The sequence below is a fragment of the Bradyrhizobium australiense genome (assembly GCF_013114825.1).
Lineage (GTDB): Bacteria > Pseudomonadota > Alphaproteobacteria > Rhizobiales > Xanthobacteraceae > Bradyrhizobium > Bradyrhizobium australiense.
Genome location: NZ_JAAVLX010000004.1, coordinates 797,276 through 819,382, shown reverse-complemented (window position 1 = coordinate 819,382; position 22,107 = coordinate 797,276). Strand labels below are relative to the sequence as shown.

Sequence of the window (22,107 nt, the reverse complement as noted above, 5' to 3'; positions counted from 1 at the left end):
CCGCGGCAAGGCGAGCGGAGGAATTCTGTTGGAGCCAAACCTTGTCGAGAAACGGATTTCTCTCCGAGCGCACGAGTATGCTGGCGCATATTGCGCAGACCCGAGGCGCTACAACTCAGGGCTGCCGCACTGGGCGCGCATTGGGCAAGGAGAATGGACGTTCACGTCCGATGGCGATTGGACAGGAGGTGCATTCGTCGGCGAGCTTTGGTTCGCGGCTACTGCTGAAGCAGAGCGGTCCCCAAACGCCGACGGGCATTCAGCGCTGCGCCGGATCCTGCGGCGCTCCTTGCAATGGACAGTCTTCTAGGGCTTTGGCTTCTATCACCGTGCCGCACTCGGAAGCATCATTCCTCAGAAATAAAGCCGGGCGCGAACTTGCACTCCAGGCGGCAAGGTCGAAGAGGTCAGTGCTGTTGGGGCTGCGAGAGCAGCAGCCACTCGCTCTAGGCGACAGGCCTGGTTTACTGAGCCTTGGCCCAGCTGGGCAACTCTCAGGTGGAGGCGGTCGCCAACGCTTACATGCGGCGGCTGCTCGAAATCCATGTGCGTCCGGATGATTTGGTCACCCCATCATCCACGCTCGACCCTCCCACCGGTAAGGTGGGCAGAACGCACACACACAAAGGCTGCATCGACGGCAGCATGGGACGTGCGTAGGTATGGGCTATGCTGTACACCGGCTATGCCGCCATGGTTCGCCCGACGGAGCCCCTGTGGCCGCGTGCTGGACTGGCGGGTCGACCATGTTTCTGTGGATCTGGCTTGGGACTTCGACGATCCGGCAATCCCGAACACCAGCCGAGATACCGCGGCCACGCCATCGCCGCGGTATTGGCGTTGTGGCTGTCTGGCCCAGCACTTGGACCTCACGAGGCGCCAAGTATCGATATTTCGCGGAGCGTACCGTGACGCAGTTGATCGCGCACACGTCGGCTCCGGCGTACGAGCGACCGCCTGGAATTCTTACAAATGGATGCGTTACCCAAAGAGCAGTCGTGCGCGATATCGACGCTGCAGAGAACGTCGAGTTGATCTTCGATAGCTACTTCTTTGAAGTCTTGGATTCTGACGGGGCTAGCGGCGGCTGGCCGGATCTACTGAATATGCGCCGAGGCCGCAAAGTCCGGGAGCTGTCTCGGGAGCGACTGCGGAAAACCGGCGGGTTGCTCTCAGGGAGGAATGTCGCCGACGTCACCGAGGTCCCAAAGAAATGCTTTTACGTTGCGTCGAACTGAGATGCTTCGTGTCCACTGTAGGCGTGGTCTACAGCGTTACCTCAGCTGACGGAAGTACACGAGCTATCGTTTCCGCCAGAGGTGTTGCGAACACCCGTGTTCTCCTTGCATTCAGGGTCCCGCGCACACGCCACTATGACAGTACCATCATCCATTTGCTTGCCCTCGACGCTCAATCGGAATTCCGATCGCCAGTGACCTCTAGTCTATTTTGTCCATACGTCATGCGACTTCATCCAGTCGAAAAAGTTCAACGCTTTGCTGCCGAATCAATAGGACTCGGCGACGACTTCCCAGAACTGGAGTCCATCGAATGAAAACACCCTCATCGCCGCACTTCACGCCCGTGGATCTGAAGCCATATTTCAATGCCAAGCGCCGGGAGCTGGACGAGCGGTTCGGCAAGCGCGCGGGCGACACCGGCTGGATCGACTCATTGCGGGGGCCGCAGACGCATCGCGGCATCCCGTTTCTATTCGGCGACGATGCAGGGCCCGATGTGCTGGCCTTGCGGACTGGGGAGGGTCCTACCGAAATCTCACTGTTACCCACATTGGCCAGCTACGTGCTCTTTGTGCATGTGGTCACGGACCATCAACCCGTGAGGCCTGAAGGGTTTGGCGAGATCGGGCCAGCCGCGCACTCTGCGGACGGCAACCCGCTCGGCAATCGGGTGTCGACGTATGCGCTCCGATATGCCGACGACAGCGTCGCGGACGTGCCCGTGCTGCGGCGGTTCGCAATCCAGCAGAAACACATCGTATGGAGTGCGAGTGCATTCGGGGCCGTGCCGCTGCGTGGGCCCATCGTGCACGCGAGCACCGGAGAAAACTTCGCGCTCGGGCGAGCGGCGCGCACTAGCTTCATCAACGGCGAGGCTCGCACCGAATCGGGACGCATGGATCGTGAAGGCGAGAACTTGTGGCTTTATGCGCTGCCAAATCCGCATCCAGAGAAGGAGCTCGTGGGCCTGAGCCTGCGTCCGGAGCAAGAGGCTTCGCTCGTCTATGCGGTGAGCACGACACAGCTGTCGGAGCATCCGCTGCGCCTGCAGGGCCGTCGCAAGCTGAGGATGCGGCTGCCGCCCGGGGTGCATCTGAACAAGCTCGGGGAACTAGATGTCGACCATCGCGGCGAGCAAATCGGCATGGACCTGGGCTCGGTCATCTCCGCCCGCGCCGTACTTGAGTACTCCAGAACGGATTGGCTCGGTGACAAGCCTGACGTGCAGCCTGTGCGCTCCAATGACCAGATCATCGTCGAGTACTCCGCGCACCCCGACGCAAGGCTCTACCTGCGCTCCGACGACGGCCGCTTGCATGTTCAGGACCTTCAATCGCTGGACGCCGTCGGGAACGCAGCAGGCACATCGCTGGACGCGGTGCCCATCGAGCAGGCGACGCGACCCGTCAAGATCCGCATCGTTGAGAAGGTCAGCGGTGTGCGTGTCGCCGCACGCCTGCATCTCCACGGCGCGCACGGGGAGTATCTGCCGCCCAAGGGACACCACCGCAAGGTGAACACCGGCAGGTTCGAGAACTTCGCCGGCGAGCTGGCGAACGGCCTAAACCAGTACGCCTATGTGGATGGCAGCTGCGACGCGGACCTGCCGATTGGGCCCGTGTACGTCGAGATCAGCAGGGGCTTCGAGGTGCGGCCTGTGCGTCGCATCGTCGAAGTCACCACGGATACGGAAAGCCTTACCTTCGAGCTGGACAGAGTGCTGCGCTGGCGCGAACAGGGCTGGGTCAGCTCCGATACGCACGTCCATTTCCTGAGCCCGCAGACAGCCCTGCTAGAGGGCAAGGCGGAGGGTGTCAACGTCGTCAACCTGCTCGCGGCGCAGTGGGGCGAGTTGTTCACCAACGTCGCCGATTTCGACGGACGCACGACGATCGGGGCGAAGGACTTCGGCGGCGACGGAGAGTTCCTCGTCCGCGTCGGCACGGAGAACCGGATGCAGGTTCTAGGGCACATCTCGCTTCTCGGCTACGAAGGCGAGATCATCAATCCGCTCTCTTGCGCCGGACCGAACGAAGCGGCGATCGGCGATCCGCTGGAAGCGATCATGGCTGACTGGGCGGAGCGTTGCCGGCAGCAAGGGGGGCTGGTCGTGATGCCGCACTCGCCCAACCCGCAGGCCGAGCGGGCGGCCGATATCGTGCTCGGCTTAATCGACGCGATGGAGATGATGTCGTTCAACCCGCTAACCGCGCAGATCAGCGCCTTCGGTCTGGCCGACTGGTACCGGTACCTCAACATTGGCTACCACCTTCCGCTGGTGGCAGGTTCCGACAAGATGGACGCGTCCGCGCTTCTCGGCGGCTCGCGGACCTATGCGCAGCTGGGCGCGCGCGATTTTACGTACCGCAACTGGATGGATGCCGTGCGCAGCGGCGACACGTTCATCACAGTCGGGCCGCTCGTGGACATGACGGTAGAAGGGCGGCGTCCCGGGAGCAAGATCGCGATTCCAACTTTAGGCGGCACTGTCAGTATCGACTGGCGGATCGAATCGGTCAGCGTTCGCCCGACGCGTGTGGAGTTGATCCGCAACGGCACTGTCGTCGATGAAGTGCGATGCGGCGACTTGTCGTGCAACGGCCACCTCGAGCTGGGCGTCACCGAGTCCTGTTGGGTCGCTATCCGTGTTCGAGGCAGTGTCGCCGGGCGCGAGGCCGACATTGCGGCCCACACCAGTGCCGTGTATGTCGACGTCGGTGACAAACCCGTCTTTGCGACCGCGGACGCGGTCTCGGTCCTCGCGCAGATTGAGGGATCGATCGCCTACGTGGATACGATCGCACCCAAGACCGATGAAGCGCGGCACTCAAGGCTGCGGGCTGTCCTGGAGCTTGCACATCATCGCCTTCATCACAGGCTTCACGAACTCGGCGCCAGCCACGAGCATGTGCCGATCCATTCGGTTCACGTTGACCGCGAGCATTGATGAAACAAAAACTTAGGATAAAAGGAATCTGCTGTCCGTTTCCGCTTGTGTGTGTTGGCGGCGTCGCGGGGGCGCCACCCGGACCATGGCACGTCCGGCTATGTCCCACTGGCATGCCATCGACGATCGATTTAGGCTACGAAGAACATTGGACGCTCGGACAGATAGTAAGATGCTAGGTAGCCCGCAGTGAGATAACCATCGATCAGCGCCCTTGCCGTATTCGCCTGAGCTGGTTCAGATTGTCTGAAAAAAAATCTCCTATGGGCCTGTTTCCCCACTGGTGCAGCGAAAGCTCGCGGGGAGCGGCACAGCTTTAACTTAATTCCATAAGGACCTGATCCGGCTTGATTTTCCGGCTAGATCCACCGAGTCCGGACGTATGGAATTGTACGTGGACGTCTACATTTCAATTGTCAGCGAGTGGTGACATACGAAGATGTAGGCGAACGCTGACGTTTGGATCGCCGTGCTCATACAAAGCCCAGCCGACATCGGCGCCACCATTCGCGACAGACGCAAACGTCTCAAGCTCCACCAGTCCGGCACTGGCCAAGCGCATTGGAGGGTAATCGAGATCGAGCATGGCCACCCCCGCGCTGAATTGGCGCTCTTGCTTCCGTGCACTTGATGCTCTCGGCATTCCTTGGACGCCAGTGCCTGGCCGACGACGAGCCGCGGTTTGGCACCAGCCCGCGTCGCGGAAAAGTTGCTCACGATCCCGCGAAATCCGTGCTCACGATCGTCTGAAATCTCTGCTCACGATCCCCTGAAATCCGTGCTCACGATCCCGCGAAACATGCATACACGCAGGCAGACATAAGGTAGTGCCGCAAGGACGCGCCGCTTCCCACTTCTGTCAGACGCCCCGGCATCTTTGTCCAGCGACTCGTCGGAAATCCGGGCTAGCAATCCCGAGCTTGTTGTTTGCAACAAGACAGCACCCGAATTGGAAGAGAATTTACGTTGTTTTGGCGGTGCGCTCACGCGCTTGATCAAGGCCCGCCTCAACGCTTCGATGAGGCACGATCCTCGGCATAAAGAGGAGCTTCGCTCCACCTACGAAAGTCAAGATTGCCGGGCTCGGCTGCAGGGCAGGGGTACCCTGCGTCGTGTCTCCAGCATGCGGCGCTGAGGTATATTCGAGCTCGCGCGCCTGCATAATCGGCTGCTGCTGCGATCGCGAGACATTAATTTGCGCGGGTTGACTCCAGAGGCGACGAGGGCCGACCTCGGTCCCTAAGGAAAGTCGCAGTTCAATCGCATGGGCACGTTGGTTGTCCCGCTGCGCGCCATGTGTGACAAGGAGCAAGCTGGACGCCCGCGGTATCACTCCGCGGCGCTGCGGAAGGCGTTAAGTTCAACTTGGCCGACCGCTCCGTCCGTCTCGTTCTCCAGTCGTGAGCGGCTTGGTAATATTTCTCAGGATTGCAGCGCGGCAGTTGGCTAGCATCTCCTTCGTGTACTTCTCGCCGAAATAATCCAGAACGAAGGTCCCGCCGTAGTCTGACTCATCGGCGACACCGCTGGTGAGGCCGTCGAGGATTGTGCCGACTTCGCCGATGCGATCGGAGTATCGGGCGCGGATAACGTTAACCGCGTTCATCGAGTGAACTGCCTCGTCGGCAGTCACTTCCCTTAGCCAACGAACGAATCTATTGCTCCCAAGTCCTGCATAGAAACTCTTATCCGCAGCATAGGCATGGCAGGTGCACATTTCATCAAAGGCTATCATAACCATCACAGAGAATTCGTCTTTCAGGTATTCATTGATTGCACTAAAATTGTGTGATCGAGCGTCCAATCTCTCCCAAAGATCCTTTTCGGATCCATCAGCGACGAGCTCCATGATCTGTATAAAGCCCTCGGCGTGACGCTCCTCGTCCCTCGCCCAGGCATCAAAGAATGCCGCAGCCTCCTCGGTAGCGATCAAGTTGCGGACCGACAACTCCTCTTTCAGATGCCTCGCGTCATATTCAGTATACAGTTCTGGCCACAACTTTTTCCAACGTGTGCGCAGAACTGATGGCTCGGCGGTGAACATCACCGGCGTCAGAGCATTGAACAATTCTTTGGGACTCCAATTCCGTCGAACCGGCGTGATCATCCGATTCCTCCGAATCACGAACGGTACGAGCGGTCTGGCAGACGCATTTTTCTTCCCGAACGCTCGCAAAGCATATTAGCTACACACAGATGCTGTCGCCTCCTTGTTTTGGTGGGATGCAATTCCAGGCCGCACTCCTTCAGACTAGCGTGAAGCGTCGCCTTAACGGGCTCAATAGAAGCCCAGCGCGGTTCGTCATTGATCTCAACCAACTCGATCACCAACACGAATCCGAGTGTACTGTCGAGGACAGCGTCGCATGGCTTTTTTCACAAACCGCTCACGTCAATTGCTCGGCGGGCGCTCCCGCAAGGATCTTCGATTAGATCAATGCAGCGGCACTTCACGGCGGTGTTGACTCTCAGCATGCGGCCTCATTTAGGCACCAGCCGGCGCCGCGCAGCATCGAAGTGCCGGTCCCTTCTGAGCAGCCACCGTCCTGGAAACGCCAAACCAATCATAAAAACCTCTGTGTCGAGGTACTGAGCGACCCATGGACGACAACCTGGCGTCTAACTTCGGAATAGACCACGCGTGCCTAGGCGGCAGGGCGGAGTGCACGAGGCTGTTGATGACAAACTGTTTCCGCTAACCGCGATCGCGCAAGCTGGCGACGCAAGGCGGACCGCTGACATCAGTAGTAACGGAAGAGTGGCGACAAACCTTCGTATAGCTTTCGAAACCGTTTCAATATCGAAGGCTTACTTACGTAGAATTGAGCCATCAATCGCAATCGTTTTAGTCTAGTCGAGAATCGAACCCGAGCGTCCTGAATGGCCCTCGGCGCACGGAAGCAAGATGAGGTCACCGACGATTATGAAGTTCTATCGCAGGACGGCACGCGGTCCGTCGATTTGCCTCGAGTGTCGTCGATCCCTGGGATCACGCTACCAGCGAGATATCTCCAAAAATGAGCCCTATTGCGACTACGATTGCTATCTTCGCTACCGGACAAAGAGTCTGTTTGCGCCATCGCTCGCTGTCGCACGGGACCATGGACTCGCGCCTGGGTATTTGGCTCACCTCGAAACCCTCAGTTCGTTTGCTGCGCTTGCTGCCGCTTCCTACTGGCATTTGATTGTGCTCGCCAAAGCCGCCCTGGGCGAACCGATGATGGTTGAAACTTCTAAGACCTAGCTCACGCGTGTGCATGCGGCGAGACTAATTGCTCCGACAGCGAATTCCAGAGTTGAACCGCTAACGATGTCGCCATCCGCGATGACTATTGAGTACCTTCAGACCAGTGAATTTGGTTAAGAAGTTTCTGCGTTTTTGAAGATGATTTCCTTGAGGCTGGAGGGCATTGATCGGCATGTGCGGGATTGTCGGCATCCTGGGGCGCGGCCCAGTGGCGGCGCAGCTGGTCGAGTCACTCAAACGACTGGAATATCGTGGCTACGACTCCGCAGGCGTCGCGACGCTTGAAGGCGACCATCTCGAGCGCCGGCGTGCCGAAGGCAAGCTGAAAAATCTCGAGGCGCGGCTACACGGCGATCTGCTATCGGGTCATACAGGTATCGGTCATACGCGCTGGGCCACTCATGGCAAACCGACCGAGCGCAATGCCCATCCGCATATGACGGACAATGTCGCCGTCGTCCATAACGGGATCATCGAAAATTTCCGCGAGCTCCGCGCTGAGCTAGAGCAGAATGGCGCTAACTTCGCCTCGGAGACTGATACCGAGGTGGTGGCGCATCTCGTCGAATCCTATCTAAAGCATGGCTACACACCGCAGGACGCAGTGAAAACGTTGCTGCCGCGGCTGCGCGGCGCGTTCGCGCTGGCATTCCTGTTCAAAGGTCATAACGATCTCATGATCGGCGCTCGCAGGGGTTCGCCGCTCGCGATCGGGTATGGCGACGGCGAAATGTATTTGGGATCGGATGCTATCGCGCTCGCGCCCTTCACCGATACAATCACCTATCTTGAAGACGGCGACTGGGCCGTACTTACCCGTGCGATCTGCGTCATCTATGATTCGAAAGGCGCCGTCGCCCACCGGGAAACGCTGAAGTCCGGCGCCTCATCGCTTCTGGTAGACAAGGCGAATTATCGCCACTTCATGGCCAAGGAAATTTACGAACAGCCGGAAGTGGTCGGGCAGACGCTGGCGCGTTATGTTGACATGGCCGCCAAGCGCATCGCGCTGCCGTTCGAACTGCCATTCGATTTCAATGACATTAGGCGCATCTCGATCACGGCTTGCGGTACCGCAAGCTACGCCGGGCACGTCGCCAAGTATTGGTTCGAGCGGCTGGCGCGTATACCGGTCGAGATCGATGTCGCCTCCGAACTCCGCTACCGCGAGGCGCCTTTGCGCAAGGGGGATCTCGCGATCGTCATCTCGCAGTCGGGCGAAACCGCCGACACACTGGCCGCGTTGCGCTACGCCAAGGCGCAGGGTCTGCACACGATTTCCGTGGTCAACGTACCGACGTCCACGATTGCGCGCGAGAGCAAAACCGTGCTGCCGACACTGGCTGGCCCGGAAATCGGCGTTGCCTCGACCAAAGCTTTCACTTGTCAGCTGATGGTGATGGCCGCCCTTGCGATCGCCGCGGGCAAAGGGCGCGGAGAATTGTCCGACATCGATGAATTGAAGCTCGTGGGTGAGCTGATCGAAGTTCCGCGACTGATCGCTGAGGCGTTCGCGATCGAACCGCAGATCGAGAAGCTCGCGGGCGATATCGCCAAATCGCGCGCTGTGCTCTATCTCGGCCGCGGCACGTCGTTTCCCCTGGCGCTGGAAGGCGCGCTCAAACTGAAGGAAGTCTCCTATATTCACGCCGAAGGCTATGCCGCCGGCGAGCTCAAGCACGGCCCGATTGCGCTGATCGACGAGAGCGTGCCGGTGGTGGTGATCGCTCCTTACGACCGGGTTTTCGAAAAAACCGTCTCAAACATGCAGGAAGTCGCCGCTCGTGGTGGCAACATCATCCTCATGACCGATGCGACAGGGGCTTCGGAAGCGACGGTGGATTCGCTCGTGACCATTGTGCTGCCAGACGTCGCTGCAACCTTTACACCCATGATCTATGCCATTGCGGTGCAGCTCTTGGCCTACCATACCGCTGTCTTAATGGGAGCGGACGTCGATCAGCCACGCAATCTCGCGAAATCGGTAACCGTAGAGTAGGCGGGCAACGCCCAAGTCGCGGGTGGCAGCTATGGGCCGTGTTTGGTATGTCCGTTCTGTGGAAGCCAAACCCGAGCAGATCGTCAATTTCTCTCCCATCCATGTTGATGCCGCTCGTAGTTGCTGCGTGCGTCCGTGTCGCCTTCGGACATGAGTGGTTCGCATCTCGAAACGCGATAATGGCTTCAAACGTACAACTGGAGTTCAGCTCCCGGACCGGCATTCTCAGAAGGCTCGATCTATAGGAACCTGTCTGGTGCATCGGTAACTAAAGCTCCGCTTCAATTAGTCGGCTAATACCACGGCCGGGCCTGCTGATCCGGCTGGCCAGCGCGCGACTTCGGCGAAATAGCGGTCCAGGTCCCACTGCAAATTCGGTTACTTGAGCTCTTACTCATGTTCGTCGCGCCAAGCTTCCTGACCTTGGCGCTTTTAGTGTGGGCCCGAGCGCTCCATCGCTGGCTGTTTCCCATCGGCGGCGGCCATGTTCGATATCTGCGATGTGCATGATCGGTATCCACCCTGGGCAATTCCTCTTACAAGTGCCGCGATCCACGCTGGAACTTGTGGCATCCATTGTTCTTATCTCTGCGAAGAAACGAGGGAATTCCCCGACTATCTAAGGTCGGAAGGCCAGGTTGTTCATAAATTGCCGCTTCGTAACGATTCACAGACAGTCATTCTGCCGCCTAGCGCGATTTGAGCGACTCACGGTAGGCTATTGTCCTCCACAGTCCTAATGCGAGACGAGACACGAAATGGTTGCTGCCGCCCACAAACTGCCCACGTCAGGCTACGCGCTCGAAGTGGATGGCCGATTGAAAGCCGAATTTATGACCAAAGTCGGAGCAAAGGCAGGGGCAGAAGATCTGAAGAAGCGCTTTCCAATGCTTCAGGTCAGAATTTACGATGCGCAGACTATGACTCGAGAAGAGGTATCGCTTCCGCGAGCTTAGGTATTCATCGAAAGGTTTTCTTGGTGCGCGAGCGGCCGGACTAGCTCCGAGCCGCACAAGGTGTCCCTCTATGGCTTGGTCACCGGCAGTCGTCCGTGAAGAGCTGGCCAAGCCATTGAGCGGGAGTCCGATTTTTAGAGCAGAGCTCTCAGGTTGTTCTGCGCGTCATCATCGCGGCTTTCTGCGAAAAGGGCGCGGATCGGAGTCTCGCACTGCTGTGGCCCGCTTGCACAACTGGCATCGGCGAGTCTGCGGACATAATCGCACGGGTCTCAAACCAATCGGAGTTGCTCTGATCAATGCGAACTGCTTAAGTCCATTCGTAAGCACAGAAGATCTGCCGTCCTGCCCATCCCGGCGACGTGCAAGACGGCGAGAAGGGCCGGCTGCTTAAAGCGCAAGCGGCCGCACCGATTCCGTCAGGGTCGGGCACGTTGATCCGCCACCGAGCCAGCGGTGCAGGCCAAGACCAAGCTCGCCCAGTGTTTTGATCTTCATAAGCGGTTCCGTCTGCTGGTCAGAGACGCAAACTGTGCGTGTGGCGCAGCGGCGACCACCAGATCCACAGCACCGCCGCCGCGTCCAGCACGCTGCTGGCCAGCAACGTGGCACAGAGGCCCAATGCGGCACCCGCCGCGCCGACGACCAGCGAGCTAGTGGCGCCAGCCCCCACATCACGCTCCGGATGCTCGCGTTCACCCGGCCCTGCAGCCGGCGCCTGGCTAGCGCAGTACCGAATGGGGACCTGCTGCACGTTGTAAATCTCCTGGCCAACCGACAGCAGGAACTGAGACAGTGCGACGCACATTACCGCGGACCACCACGGCCGGGTGAGAAGGCAGCCAGGCTCATGCTTCCAGTGCTGAGCGCCAGCGCTACCATCAGCACCGGCCCGAGGCCGATCACGCGTCCCACTCACGGTGCGGTGACTGCGCCGACGACGCCACAGGTGCACCGATGCCGAGCACCATGCCGACAGTCCCGCCCTCCAAACCCAGATCTTTCGTGCAGCAGGAAGACCGCCGAATATGCGTTGTACCAAAAGATGAAGGTGCCAGTCGCCAACGTGACTGCCTGTGTGATCCTGCCGACTGAACCTGTTTCCTGCCCGGTGCTGCGTTGCTGACGCTCGTGCCGCTGCGTTCGCCCGCGCGCGCAGCGGGCGGCTCGACCCAGCTACTCGGCCATATGGCCGAAGGCTAAGCTGTGTTCGGCACCCCGTTTCTGCAAGCGGGCCCGTTCCTGGCCGGCTGGCTGGTGAGCGCGTTCTCCGCGCCGACTTGCCAACGCGCTCGCTTGGCTGAGCTCCAACAAATTCTCCGCCTGGACCCAGCCGAGTCCGGTCCACCAGCGTTGGTACGCACACCGGATAGGTCATCTCGGCGTTCACCGCCACCACCCGACCAGCGCCGTCGCCGTACACAGCTGGATCATTCCGAGGTGTCCGAGGCCGGCCAGCAGCGGAATTCAGGCCAGCGTTGCCGCCATGACCAAGATGGCGATAAACAGGATTCACCGGTGCCGGGGCGGTCCACGGTGACGCCGGCGAACGGGCCGCCACCAGGTACGGCACCCAACCGCAAGTCACTAGCAGCCGGTCTGCGGGTCTCGCGCCAGCAGAGTGATCGCGGTAAGCGGCAGCGCCAGGATGGTCACCTGGGAGGTCAGCAACGACCGTCTAGCCACGACCTGGGCTTTGAGAAAGATGGGACTCTGGATCGCATTCAGTGTCCAGACCACCGAGATGGCCGAGACGAGGAGACCTCCAGAGGCAAGAGTGGCGGCCTGGATTGCCGTGACGGGTTTGTAGCCGCGAGAGAGGCTCGCGGTGCCCGTCGCGGAGAACCGCGATGTCCAGCCACAATCAAGTTTCGCAGAGCAGCCCCGGCCGGGCTAATTTTTATGACGAGATCACGAATAGACTCATTGCCGAGCTAGAGGCGGGGTGTGTGCCCTGGGTACAGCCGTGGGGAACGGCCGCGGCGAAGGCGCCGCTTGCCATGCCTCACAATGCAGCAACACATCGGCGATATAGCGGCATTAACATCCTGATCCTATGGGGCGCTGTGGTCGAGCGGGGCTTCTCCGGCCAGAGCTGGCTCACCTTCCGGCAGGCATTGTCTCTGGGTGGCCACGTCCGCAAAGGAGAGCGAGGAACGACCGTCGTCTATGCTGACCGCTTCGTGCCCGAAGAGGAGAGGAAGCGGGCGATTGAGGCCGCCGACGAAACCAAAGCGATTCCCTTTCTGAAACGTTTTACGCTGTTCAATACCGACCAATGTGACGGGCTGCCAGCCAAGGTGTCGACGACGGCGCCTCTCCCGTTACCTCACATGATCGAGCCACAAGTCGAAGCGCTGATTAGTGCCAGCGGCATCGATCTTCGGATCGGCGGTGACCGAGCTTTCTATTGTCCCTCTGAGGACTACGTTCAGGTGCCATTTCCGGCCGCCTACTTTGAGCCGATCAATTGGCACCGCACGGCTCTGCATGAGCTGGCTCATGCCAGCGGCCATTCCTCTCGGCTCAACCGGGATCTATCCGGAAGTTACGGTACCAAGAAATACGCCTTCGAGGAAATCATCGCGGAGATATCCGCCGCATTCTGCTGTGCTTCGCTCGGCATCGTGCCGACCGTGCGGCATGCGGACTACATTGGTTCGTGGCTTGAGGTGCTCCGCGAAGACCATCGCGCAATCGTCCGCGCCGCTTCGCAGGCCAGCAAAGTCGCGGATTATCTGCTCGCGTTCTTGCCTGATCTCGCCTTGACCCCGGCGGAAGAGCCTGCCCACTGCGAGGCCGCCTGATGCTGTTCGATGCTTCCGAACTGGCATACCGCCTCGCGCGCGAGGCCGAGGCGGTATGCCGCCACTATCTCTCCAATGGTCGGCGCGTGGGGCGCTACTGGCTGGTCGGCGACGTCCGCAACACGCCAGGCCGCTCGATGTTCGTGCGGTTACAGAAATCTCCGAAGGGACCTGCGGGCAAATGGACCGACGCCGCCACGGGCGAACATGGTGATCTCCTCGACATCATCCGCGAAACCTGCGGCTTCATAGAATTCCGCGATGTCGTGGACGAGGCAACGCGCTTCCTTAAGCTGCCTCGGCCGCACCCGGATCTCCCAACGAAGCCCGTCCGCGCTACAGTAAAGGCAGGATCGCCGGAAGCGGCGCGGCGGCTGTTCGCGATATCTCGGCCGATCGAGGGGACCCTCGTGGAGGCATATTTGCGCGGACGCGCCATTTTCGAGCTGCACTACGGAGCGAGCCTGCGCTTCCACCCACGCTGCTACTATCGGCCGGATGAGGACGCGCGGACCGAGATTTGGCCTGCAATGATTGCCCGCGTCACCGATCTCGACGGCCGGATAACAGGCGCGCACCGGACCTGGCTTAATCCTGAGGGTTTTGACCCGATCCGGCTCGGCAAGGCGCCGATCGACACACCACGAAGGGCAATGGGCGATCTGCTCGGCAACGCAGTTCGTTTCGGTACGGCGTATGATGTGCTTGTCGCGGGCGAAGGGATCGAAACCATCCTGTCGCTGCGCTGCGCACTGCCTAACTTGCCAATGGCCGCCGCATTATCGGCCAATCACCTAGCTGCCATGCTGCTCCCGCCGACGCTGCGTCGCCTCTACATCGTCCGGGATGCGGATGCGGCGGGAGACGCAGCGACGGCTGCCCTCAGGCAGCGCTCGGAGGCTGCTGGTATCGTGGCGATCGCTTTGTCTCCTCGGTTGGGAGATTTTAATGAGGATCTCCGCACGTTCGGCATCCACGAGCTTCGAGCGGCCATGCGCATTCAGCTCGCGCCGCAGGACTTTACCCGCTTCTTGGTGATGGCGGAGGAGGGTTAAAGCCGGCGTTGCTGGCGCCGTCGTCACGGCAGATCGATGGGAGGTCCATGGTGCCCAGGAGAGGCCGCGCCCTGGCCTTCTAGAGGGCGATCGGACAGCAACCGGGACGGACCGGCAATGGCTGCGCCCGGCTATTTTCCGCCGGCGGTGTTCACCCCGCGAAGAAAGCTTCGCGGGGGCCCGGCCACGCGCCTTTGCATCGCGAAACAAAATAGCCGGACTTCGCCATCCTCCGCTGTCGCTGCGGCCCTTCGCTTCGCTTCGGGTTCTGATCCGTTCCGCTCGCTCTCAGGTGATCGCACGAAGGCCGCGATGGGCGCGGCCGATCCGGGCAAAGGACCTCGACCATGACATCCGATCGCAACGACCTCGATTTCGAACCAACGCAGGGCTCATCCCCGATTGATCACGTCATTAGCGAACTTCAGCTCTTTGGCTACCGTCCTTTGAACGACGAGCCAGACCCGAGGCCGCTTCCCGAAGGCAAGATGATCGCGGGCGCTGTCGCCGATATGTTCGACGCCCTCGTCGCAACCCTAAGCGACACTCGCCTAGAGCCGGATCTCGATGACCTGCTCTGGTCGACGGTCAACCTGTTCCACCGTGCAACAGAGCGCATCGAGCGCGAGCTCGACGCCAACGAGCAAGCACAGCGGAAGAGCCAGCGTGAGCAGGACGGCTCGGAAATCAGATCGGTCGAACTCGAGCGGCTCACGGCCGAAGGCATCACGCTGGTCGAACGTCGCAACTGCATGGAGCTCTTCCGCGATCAATCCATCGAGCGCTTCCAGGTCCATACCGGCTCGCCCTGGCGTCCTCGCTCTGGATCACTGGTCAATCATCGCAAGCTTACTGCGGCGATGATCGACTCCAGGGATTTCCTCGCCGCCAAACACCGGGCAGAGACCGAACTGTTGCTGCCGGCCGGCCCCAAAATTGCCCTAACCGGTGGGCTCGACTTCAATGACCATCATCTGGTCTGGGATCGACTTGACAAGGTCCACTCTAAGCATCCTGACATGGTGCTGCTGCATGGCGGCTCGCCGAAAGGCGCCGAACTGATCGCCGCCAAATGGGCGACCAATCGCAAGGTGCCCCAGATTGCTTTCAAGCCCGACTGGACCAAGCACGCCAAGGCCGCACCGTTCAAGCGCAATGACGCGATGCTGGAGATCTTGCCGATCGGCGTCATGGTCTTCCCCGGCACTGGCATCCAGAGCAATCTCGCCGACAAGGCGAAACGACTCGGTATCCCGGTCTGGAAGTTTGGGGATGGCGGCGCGTGAGCGCCGTCCATGCCGATTTCGAAATCTCCCTGGATAGGGCAAGCGTCGTAACCGACGCAATTGCGCCCCCGAGCACATTCGCCACCTCGAATGTGGTTAGACAGTGAGCCGCACTCCTAACTAGTTCCGGCTTGAGTAACCTCGCGTCCAGGTGATCGTGGAAGGCGCGAATTGCTCTCGGACTTCCTCAATACCTTCGCGTCGGTCTATTCTGCTCAGATCTCTGCTCTCGCTGTAGATTCCCTTTCATTCCTGGTTAGGTTCACTGCCGGCGTGATGGTATTTCATAGTGCGGGCGCCATCGGCGAGTTGCTCGTCGGCATCGCTCCCGCCGCGATGATGCTCCTCATCGGTCAGATCACCTTTGCCTCCGCACGGTCATTTGTCTTGCGCGCAGCCATCGCGGCAGTCTTTACCATTTCGGCCGCCGTTGCCGTTATTATGTGATTCTCGGATATCGTATGTTGGAGTGCCATCCCCGCGCTGGCACGAGATCCTTGGCTGCATCGGTTCGATCTTGATCGGTGACACGGGGGCGGGCGCGCATGACCGTCTTGGCCGAGCTTGGCCCGCTGCAGTCAGTCAGGGCAGGGCGAACCGAACGTCAACCAGTTCTCGCGGCTAGCACGGCTATAGCCCTTCGGCTCGGCGCCCAGGGTTCTCCTCAATCATTAGGCGCGTCGAGATCGCCAATGATCGGCATCGCAGGCAGGGGTGGTCTCCTCAGAGCACTACACGGCCATTATGCCATATCGGCAACTCTGTTAGTGTCGGGGCGGGCGTTCTCTAACGGCTATTTCGGGGCGGCCCACGCCCGACTTTTCCCGCACGTTGTTTCCTTTCTTCGCCTGAACCTATCGATCTCTTGTACAGGACGACCGACGTCCGCCGCCCCGTCTCCTTAAGGCTGTTCAGCGCACGGACGCACCTTGCCTCTTGATGGCTGATCTAGCCGAAGACCGGCTCCGCCTCGATCGTCTGAGCCGCAACGCCGCCGTTCAGACTTTCTTCCCCTGGGCTGACGCCCATTCCTCGCGAGCCAAGAAAGTCTTCCGGCTAGCGTCCTCCGCTACGCTCCGGCCCGCGAGCGGGTGCGTCGCCGATCGTCATTCGGCCTCTCGATCACCATCGAGGCCGCGGTGGTCGCGGGCTCGAAAACTCAAGGAGAAGTGACATGGCTAACATCGGTTCCTTTAAGAAGATCGGCAACGATTTTCAGGGCGAGATCGTCACGCTGAGCGTGCAAGCGAAGGGCGTCCGCATCGTCGCCGAGCCCAATCGCACCAACGAGAACGCGCCCAGCCACCGCGTCTATGTCGGCCGGGCCGAGATCGGGGCAGCCTGGTCGAAGCGGTCAGAGGAGGGCCGCGACTACCTTTCGCTCAAGCTCGATGATCCTTCGTTCAACGCGCCGATCTACGCGAACCTGTTCGAGGATGAAGACGAAGATCATACCCTGCTCTGGTCGCGGCCGCGGAAGAACGGCGACTAAGGTTCTCTCCACCGAAGCCCCGCCCGACCCACTCGGGCGGGGCCCTTTTAGCCGCGCGACGGAAGCCGTTAATCTTTTGTTTACCTGAACTTAAGCCAACCGATTCGGCGCGGCATCTCAATTCGTTCCCCCGAGTTCGCCGCAGCCGAGTCGGTGAAGAGTCAACCATATGGGCAACAAATATACTGCATCGCGATCGGCGCGACTCACCCTATTTCTCGGCCACTACAAACGCGTTCACCACTTCACGGAGCTGACGATGGCGAGTCCGTTCATGTTGTTTCCCGAGCCAGAAACGGTGACGCTTAAGCGCACTTGCATGGCGCAAATGATTATCAGCCTTGCCGCGCTCACCTCGACCGGCGTCCTGCTATCGAAGGTCGTGACGGTGATGAATGGAATGCATTAGAGGCGTCGGCCAACTCAGGGCAGAGCTGCCAGAAAGGCTGTAAGAATCTTAGGGCCGGACTGCACAGTGCCCAAGGCGCCATGCGGTCCGGCCCAACCATTGATCGATCCATTCAGACCAAAGCGAGGTCGACTATTGCAAACGTTGCCGCAGCAGACATCTTGCTAGGAACGAGCAGAAGGTCGTTGAAGACTTACTTCTTCATCTTCTTCTTTTTGGCCTTTTTCACGGTGGTCTTCTTCGCCTTCTTCGCTTTCTTGGCCATATGCCCCTCCGTTAAATCTCAAATGAGATCGCTTACTGCGCAGACCGGAATCGGCCCGCACACGAGAAAGCGTACCACAGAATATGCAAGATTGACATTGAGACGTCTTGTTCGTGAGGCTACCGCGTTCGAGTGTCTGCCGTGGGGTGAGCACGGGGGCGAGAGAAGGATTCTCGCAACCACGGCCGATTGGCATTACGTGATCCGGTGTTGGGCGATCCGCAAAGATACCAGCAGAAACTTGCGCGGGCATGATTTGGACACTGGCGGAATGATCCAATCGGCGCCCAAAGCACCCGCTGGGCCGTTCTGTTGCCCCATTTGGCCGAAACGATCAGCAATCCGAAGTGCTTTCTATCCCTGGGGCAGGCCCTGAACCATCCCGTCATGTCTTCGTACCGCCGTACGCGCGATGGCGTCGCTCGCCTTGATCCGGCGGGCTATGACGCATGCGACTGGGCGTGGGAGTTCTTGCGCCGGAACAAAGACTATATCGCCGAGTGGCGAGGCTCCGTTCCCCGACGTCTGCCGTACATCAGACTTAGCGATGGGACGTGGCTGTTGCGGCTGCGACGACGCTTTCCTCGCGCCGAACGATGGGGACTTTATGCCTTTGCCGACCCCGCGCTATGCGCCCGGCAGGCACCGGTGTTCTGGCACGTCGATGCCCTGAAGCGGGTGATCCGCCTCAACACCCAAAGGCAAAATGGCAACGAAAACACGCCCCCGTCTACGCTTGCGGACTTCAAGTTCAATCGAATGGCGGTCATCGGTGTCGACGAGGTCCCGTTGGTGTTGGTGAAGGGAGCGGGCGTTCATGTCCCCCTCGAAATCCGCGGTCTTCATGCCCTGACTGCGGCATTTGCGCCGGTCTTTGAGCTCCATGGCCTCGGCGACCTCTCCGCGCAAATCGAACTTCTGAAGCGCCTGAAGCGTTTCACCGAGCCTGGCCAGAGGACAATACAAACGCCGCCATTCGCAAGCGACGAACGTATGCACCACGCCCTGATCGCGCTCGATGAAAGCCTGGAGGGCAAGACCTACCGCCAGATCGCAATCGCGATCTTCGGGGAGAAAAAAGTTGCGGAGGAATGGTACGGGCATAGTCAATTCTTGAAGGATCGCACGCGACGGCTTGTTGCCAAGGGAACCGAATTGATGAAGGGCGGCTATCGCGATCTCCTGAGCTAGCCGTTTCTTGTCGCGGCTGCTTGACGAGACTTGCTTTCGCAGGATGGCGAAACAGCCCCTGCCGCATTCGCCACTCCCAATCAGGTTGCTAATGTGACGACGCTTCTTCTCACGTCTCGTGCTTGACGATTTAGGTGAGAAGGAGCCTCGGAAATGACGAAGACTGACGACAAAGGGTCCGATAAGCCGTTTCTCAACACGGTAGAGGCTGCCGCCTGGCTGCGCCTCACCAAGAATACCCTTGAAAAAATGCGGGTGAACGGTAGAGGGCCTGCCTACCGCAAGCACGGACGCTATGTCCGCTATCATATCGAAGACCTCATCGAATATTCGCAAGCCAATAAGCGGAGGTCAACCTCCGATGCTGATTGATCGCGCAAGTCGCTGGCGCCAACTGGCCGTGCTCTCGGCCATGTGCGCCAGCATCATCGCAGTGCTGATTTCCTTCGCGAGCGGGATGCCGCTTTTGATCTACAATGCCTCGGGCAGCGCGCCACTCGGCTTCTACTATCTGGAGCAACGGCTGCCCGCGCACGGTGAACTGGCGCTGTTCAGACCGCCGCCGGCTATTGAGCTTTTGATCATCGCGCATGGCGTTTTGCCGCGGCCCGTACCCCTTCTGAAGCAGGTGGCTGCGGCCGGCGGCGATGAAGTGTGCCGCGCCAGAGCACCGATCGAATCAATCTTGGTTAATGGAAAGGTCATTGTAGAGGTGCTTCAGAACGATCGAGGGGGACGGCCCCTGCCAACCTGGGAAGGCTGCTTGCGGCTTGTTGAAGGAGAGTTCTTCTTGCTGCAGCCGCACCCTCATTCGTTCGACTCGCGATACTTCGGCCCGGTGCTGCGCTGCGACGTCCTGGGCGTGGCGCATCCGCTCTGGACCTGGAATCCAGATAATTGAAGTTGCCCATGGCAACGATCGTGCGTATCAGAAAAGGGGCGCGCACCTTCCCCTAGCATGCCGCTGAGCCTTTGTTCGGGCAGATAGCGAAGCTGCGGTCAAGCAAGCTCTTCCATTGAGATCAACGGACAGCGAAGCGGGAGGGCAAGATAAAAGCACTGGCGCCACGGGGCGCTTAAGTTGTTGTCTGCACATCCAAGATTTGGCGCTCTCCGGATCTTCATTGTCGACAGGTTCGCCCCAACGCCATGGCGCTCTTGCGCAATTGCGTCTGCGTCTTGGCGAGCGCTCGTCGGCTTTACATATCGGCAGCTTCTCCCAACGGCGGATGCATGCCATGCGCGAGGTCGACGACGAATTCGAAGTGAAGCTCGGGCGGATTGGCAACCGCAAAGCCAAAAGGGCGGATAGCTATCTTCGGCGCGTCCGCCAGGAGGCGTCGAAGGCTGGTGCCAGCGCGCGGGCGGGTACGTCGTTTACCGGTGGCCGCATCGGCCGCGGCCATGCGCAGGGGGCGGTGTTGGCCGGGCGCGGACAAAGCCAGGGCCAGCGCCGTGTCGTAGTCAAGGCACGGATCGTGCGGATCAAGTCAGGTGACTTAAGTGCCATGCGAGCCCACCTTCGTTACGTCCAACGCGACGGTGTCACGCGCGAAGACGAGCCAGGGGAGCTTTACGACGCCAGCAATGATCGCGCCGATAGCAAAGCCTTTACGGAACGCAGCACGGGGGATCGCCATCAGTTCCGGTTTATCGTGGCGCCGGAGGACAGCGCAGAGCTGGCCGACCTGAAGCCGTTCGTCCGCGACCTCATGCGGCAGATGGAGCAGGACCTCGGCACCAGGCTCGACTGGGTTGCTGCCGATCATTTCAACACCGGCCATCCCCATACGCACATCGTCTTGCGTGGCAAGGACGGCGATGGAAACGACCTCGTCATCGCCCGCGACTACATCGCTCACGGCTTTCGAGCGCGGGCGGCCGAGCTCATCACGCGAGAGCTCGGCCCTGAAACAGAGATCGAGGTCGCTCGCAAGCTTCAGCAGGAGATCACGGCCGAGCGGCTCACGCGGCTTGACCGGAGCATCCTGCGAGATGCTCAAGGCGGAGTTCTTGAGCTGGGTGCGCTGTCAGGACGGGAACCCTTCTGGCAAACGGCGCGGATTGGACGGCTGCGAACGTTGGAGCGCATGGGCTTGGCAGAGGAGAATGAGCCCGGCCGGTGGCGGATCGACGCCGAGCTCGAGCCAAAGCTCAGACGCATGGGGGAGCGGGGCGACATCATCAAGACCATGCACCGTGAGATGGCCGCTGCGGGAATTGCACGGGCGGCCGGTGACTACACGATCTTTGATCCGGAACGAGGCGTTCATAGCCTGGTCGGGCGGGTCGTTGGCGAAGGGTTTGCTGACGAACTGACGGAACGCCGCTATGTCGTCATCGATGGGGTGGACGGCCGAACGCACTATGCCGAGCTCGGTACCCTCGGTGCCAATGAGGAGCCACCTGTCCGGAACACGATTCTGGAGCTCAGATCGCGCGTTGCCGAACCGCGCGCAACCGACCGGACGATCGCAGAGATAGCCAACATGCATGACGGTATTTACAGCGATCGTCTGCATCGAGAATTCGATCCGAAGGCCTCCGGCGAATATGTCGGATCGCACGTGCGGCGCCTGGAGGCGATGCGGCGCCAAGGGCTGGTAAGCCGTCTTGCCGACGGCAGCTGGAGCGTGGGGCGGGACTATCTCGACCGGGCGCTTCGGTACGAGAAACTTCAGCAATCGCGTAGTCCGGTGCGGGTCGCGGTGCTCTCATGGCAAAGGCTGGAGGATCTGCCGCAGGCGTTGGGTGCAACCTGGCTCGATCGTAAGCTCGTTGGGAAGGAGCCGGCTGAACTCGCGTCGACCGGCTTTGGCGCGGAAGTCGAGACCGCGTTGCGAGCGAGACGGCAATGGCTGATCGAGCAGGGGCTGGCACGAGAGGAAGGCGGACAGGTGCGTTTCGCGCGGAACATGCTCAAGACCCTCGAGACACGCGAGCTGGCACGGACCGCTGCGGAGATATCCGCGCGCACCGGCCTTGAACGCCTCGATGCGAAGGCCGGCGACAAGATCGACGGCGTCTACCGGCGGATGCTGACGCTGAACAGTGGACGGTTCGCCCTGATCGAGCGATCCCATGAGTTCGTGCTGGTGCCGTGGCGGCCTGTGCTGGAGCGAGCCCGCGGACAATTGGTCACCGGTCAGGTCGGCGGGGAGGGCATATCGTGGTCGATCGGCATGAAGCGCGGGATTGGACGATGACGAAGG

The 22,107-nt window shown here is 60.2% G+C and carries 17 protein-coding genes; 14 read left to right on the top strand and 3 right to left on the bottom strand.

What is annotated here, in order from left to right; translation table 11 throughout:
• Positions 1 to 998: 998 nt before the first annotated feature.
• Both HCN58_RS15980 and HCN58_RS15975 read left to right on the top strand, forming a co-directional pair.
• On the top strand, positions 999 to 1,238 hold the full coding sequence (locus HCN58_RS15980) for a hypothetical protein (protein WP_171580294.1): 240 nt from the start codon (positions 999 to 1,001) through the stop codon (positions 1,236 to 1,238).
• A gap of 313 nt (positions 1,239 to 1,551) precedes the next feature.
• Positions 1,552 to 4,188, top strand: coding sequence for a CehA/McbA family metallohydrolase (locus HCN58_RS15975; protein WP_210266003.1), 2,637 nt, complete (start codon positions 1,552 to 1,554; stop codon positions 4,186 to 4,188).
• Positions 4,189 to 4,597: 409 nt separating this feature from the next.
• On the opposite strand, the gene HCN58_RS15970 is transcribed toward HCN58_RS15975, so the two are convergent.
• Together HCN58_RS15970 and HCN58_RS15965 are read right to left on the bottom strand one after the other, a co-directional pair.
• The gene (locus HCN58_RS15970; protein ID WP_171580293.1) at positions 4,598 to 4,774 is read right to left on the bottom strand and encodes a hypothetical protein; all 177 of its coding nucleotides are present in this window, start codon (positions 4,772 to 4,774) and stop codon (positions 4,598 to 4,600) included.
• A 774-nt stretch (positions 4,775 to 5,548) separates the two neighbouring features.
• Positions 5,549 to 6,295, bottom strand: a complete 747-nt coding sequence (locus HCN58_RS15965; RefSeq protein ID WP_235983631.1) for a hypothetical protein — start codon at positions 6,293 to 6,295, stop codon at positions 5,549 to 5,551.
• 1,312 nt (positions 6,296 to 7,607) lie between these two features.
• Here HCN58_RS15965 and glmS point away from each other — a divergent pair.
• On the top strand, positions 7,608 to 9,434 hold the full coding sequence (gene glmS, locus HCN58_RS15960) for a glutamine--fructose-6-phosphate transaminase (isomerizing) (protein WP_171580292.1): 1,827 nt from the start codon (positions 7,608 to 7,610) through the stop codon (positions 9,432 to 9,434).
• A gap of 758 nt (positions 9,435 to 10,192) precedes the next feature.
• Entirely contained in the window at positions 10,193 to 10,390 is a 198-nt protein-coding gene (locus HCN58_RS15955) for a hypothetical protein (RefSeq protein WP_171580291.1), read from the top strand.
• Positions 10,391 to 10,907: 517 nt separating this feature from the next.
• Here the strand turns inward: HCN58_RS15955 and HCN58_RS35800 are convergent.
• Positions 10,908 to 11,198, bottom strand: a complete 291-nt coding sequence (locus HCN58_RS35800; protein ID WP_235983630.1) for a hypothetical protein — start codon at positions 11,196 to 11,198, stop codon at positions 10,908 to 10,910.
• A gap of 1,042 nt (positions 11,199 to 12,240) precedes the next feature.
• On the opposite strand from HCN58_RS35800, the gene HCN58_RS15945 reads away from it, so the two are divergent.
• The 10 genes from HCN58_RS15945 to rlxS all read left to right on the top strand — a co-directional run bounded on the left by HCN58_RS15945 (position 12,241) and on the right by rlxS (position 22,101).
• Complete coding sequence (locus tag HCN58_RS15945; protein ID WP_171580290.1) at positions 12,241 to 13,197, top strand: ArdC family protein; 957 nt, start codon at positions 12,241 to 12,243, stop codon at positions 13,195 to 13,197.
• Positions 13,197 to 14,252, top strand: a complete 1,056-nt coding sequence (locus tag HCN58_RS15940; RefSeq protein ID WP_171580289.1) for a DUF7146 domain-containing protein — start codon at positions 13,197 to 13,199, stop codon at positions 14,250 to 14,252. The genes HCN58_RS15945 and HCN58_RS15940 overlap by 1 nt, the downstream gene beginning before the upstream one ends.
• 347 nt (positions 14,253 to 14,599) lie before the next feature.
• Positions 14,600 to 15,538: a DUF2493 domain-containing protein gene (locus tag HCN58_RS15935; protein WP_171580288.1), complete on the top strand. Its 939-nt coding sequence runs from the start codon at positions 14,600 to 14,602 to the stop codon at positions 15,536 to 15,538.
• A 171-nt stretch (positions 15,539 to 15,709) separates the two neighbouring features.
• Positions 15,710 to 15,985 (top strand): hypothetical protein, encoded by a 276-nt coding sequence (locus HCN58_RS15930; protein ID WP_171580287.1) that lies wholly within the window; start codon positions 15,710 to 15,712, stop codon positions 15,983 to 15,985.
• A gap of 727 nt (positions 15,986 to 16,712) precedes the next feature.
• The gene (locus HCN58_RS15925) at positions 16,713 to 17,030 is read left to right on the top strand and encodes a DUF736 domain-containing protein (RefSeq protein WP_171580286.1); all 318 of its coding nucleotides are present in this window, start codon (positions 16,713 to 16,715) and stop codon (positions 17,028 to 17,030) included.
• Positions 17,031 to 17,199: 169 nt separating this feature from the next.
• The gene (locus HCN58_RS15920; protein WP_171580285.1) at positions 17,200 to 17,439 is read left to right on the top strand and encodes a hypothetical protein; all 240 of its coding nucleotides are present in this window, start codon (positions 17,200 to 17,202) and stop codon (positions 17,437 to 17,439) included.
• Positions 17,440 to 18,025: 586 nt separating this feature from the next.
• The gene (locus HCN58_RS15915; protein ID WP_171580284.1) at positions 18,026 to 18,895 is read left to right on the top strand and encodes a DUF2285 domain-containing protein; all 870 of its coding nucleotides are present in this window, start codon (positions 18,026 to 18,028) and stop codon (positions 18,893 to 18,895) included.
• Between the two features lie 153 nt (positions 18,896 to 19,048).
• Complete coding sequence (locus HCN58_RS15910) at positions 19,049 to 19,267, top strand: helix-turn-helix domain-containing protein (protein WP_171580283.1); 219 nt, start codon at positions 19,049 to 19,051, stop codon at positions 19,265 to 19,267.
• On the top strand, positions 19,257 to 19,796 hold the full coding sequence (locus HCN58_RS15905; RefSeq protein WP_171580282.1) for a S26 family signal peptidase: 540 nt from the start codon (positions 19,257 to 19,259) through the stop codon (positions 19,794 to 19,796). Before HCN58_RS15910 ends, HCN58_RS15905 begins: the two co-directional genes overlap by 11 nt.
• Before the next feature lie 337 nt (positions 19,797 to 20,133).
• Entirely contained in the window at positions 20,134 to 22,101 is a 1,968-nt protein-coding gene (gene rlxS, locus HCN58_RS15900) for a relaxase/mobilization nuclease RlxS (protein ID WP_171580281.1), read from the top strand.
• Positions 22,102 to 22,107: the final 6 nt, after the last annotated feature.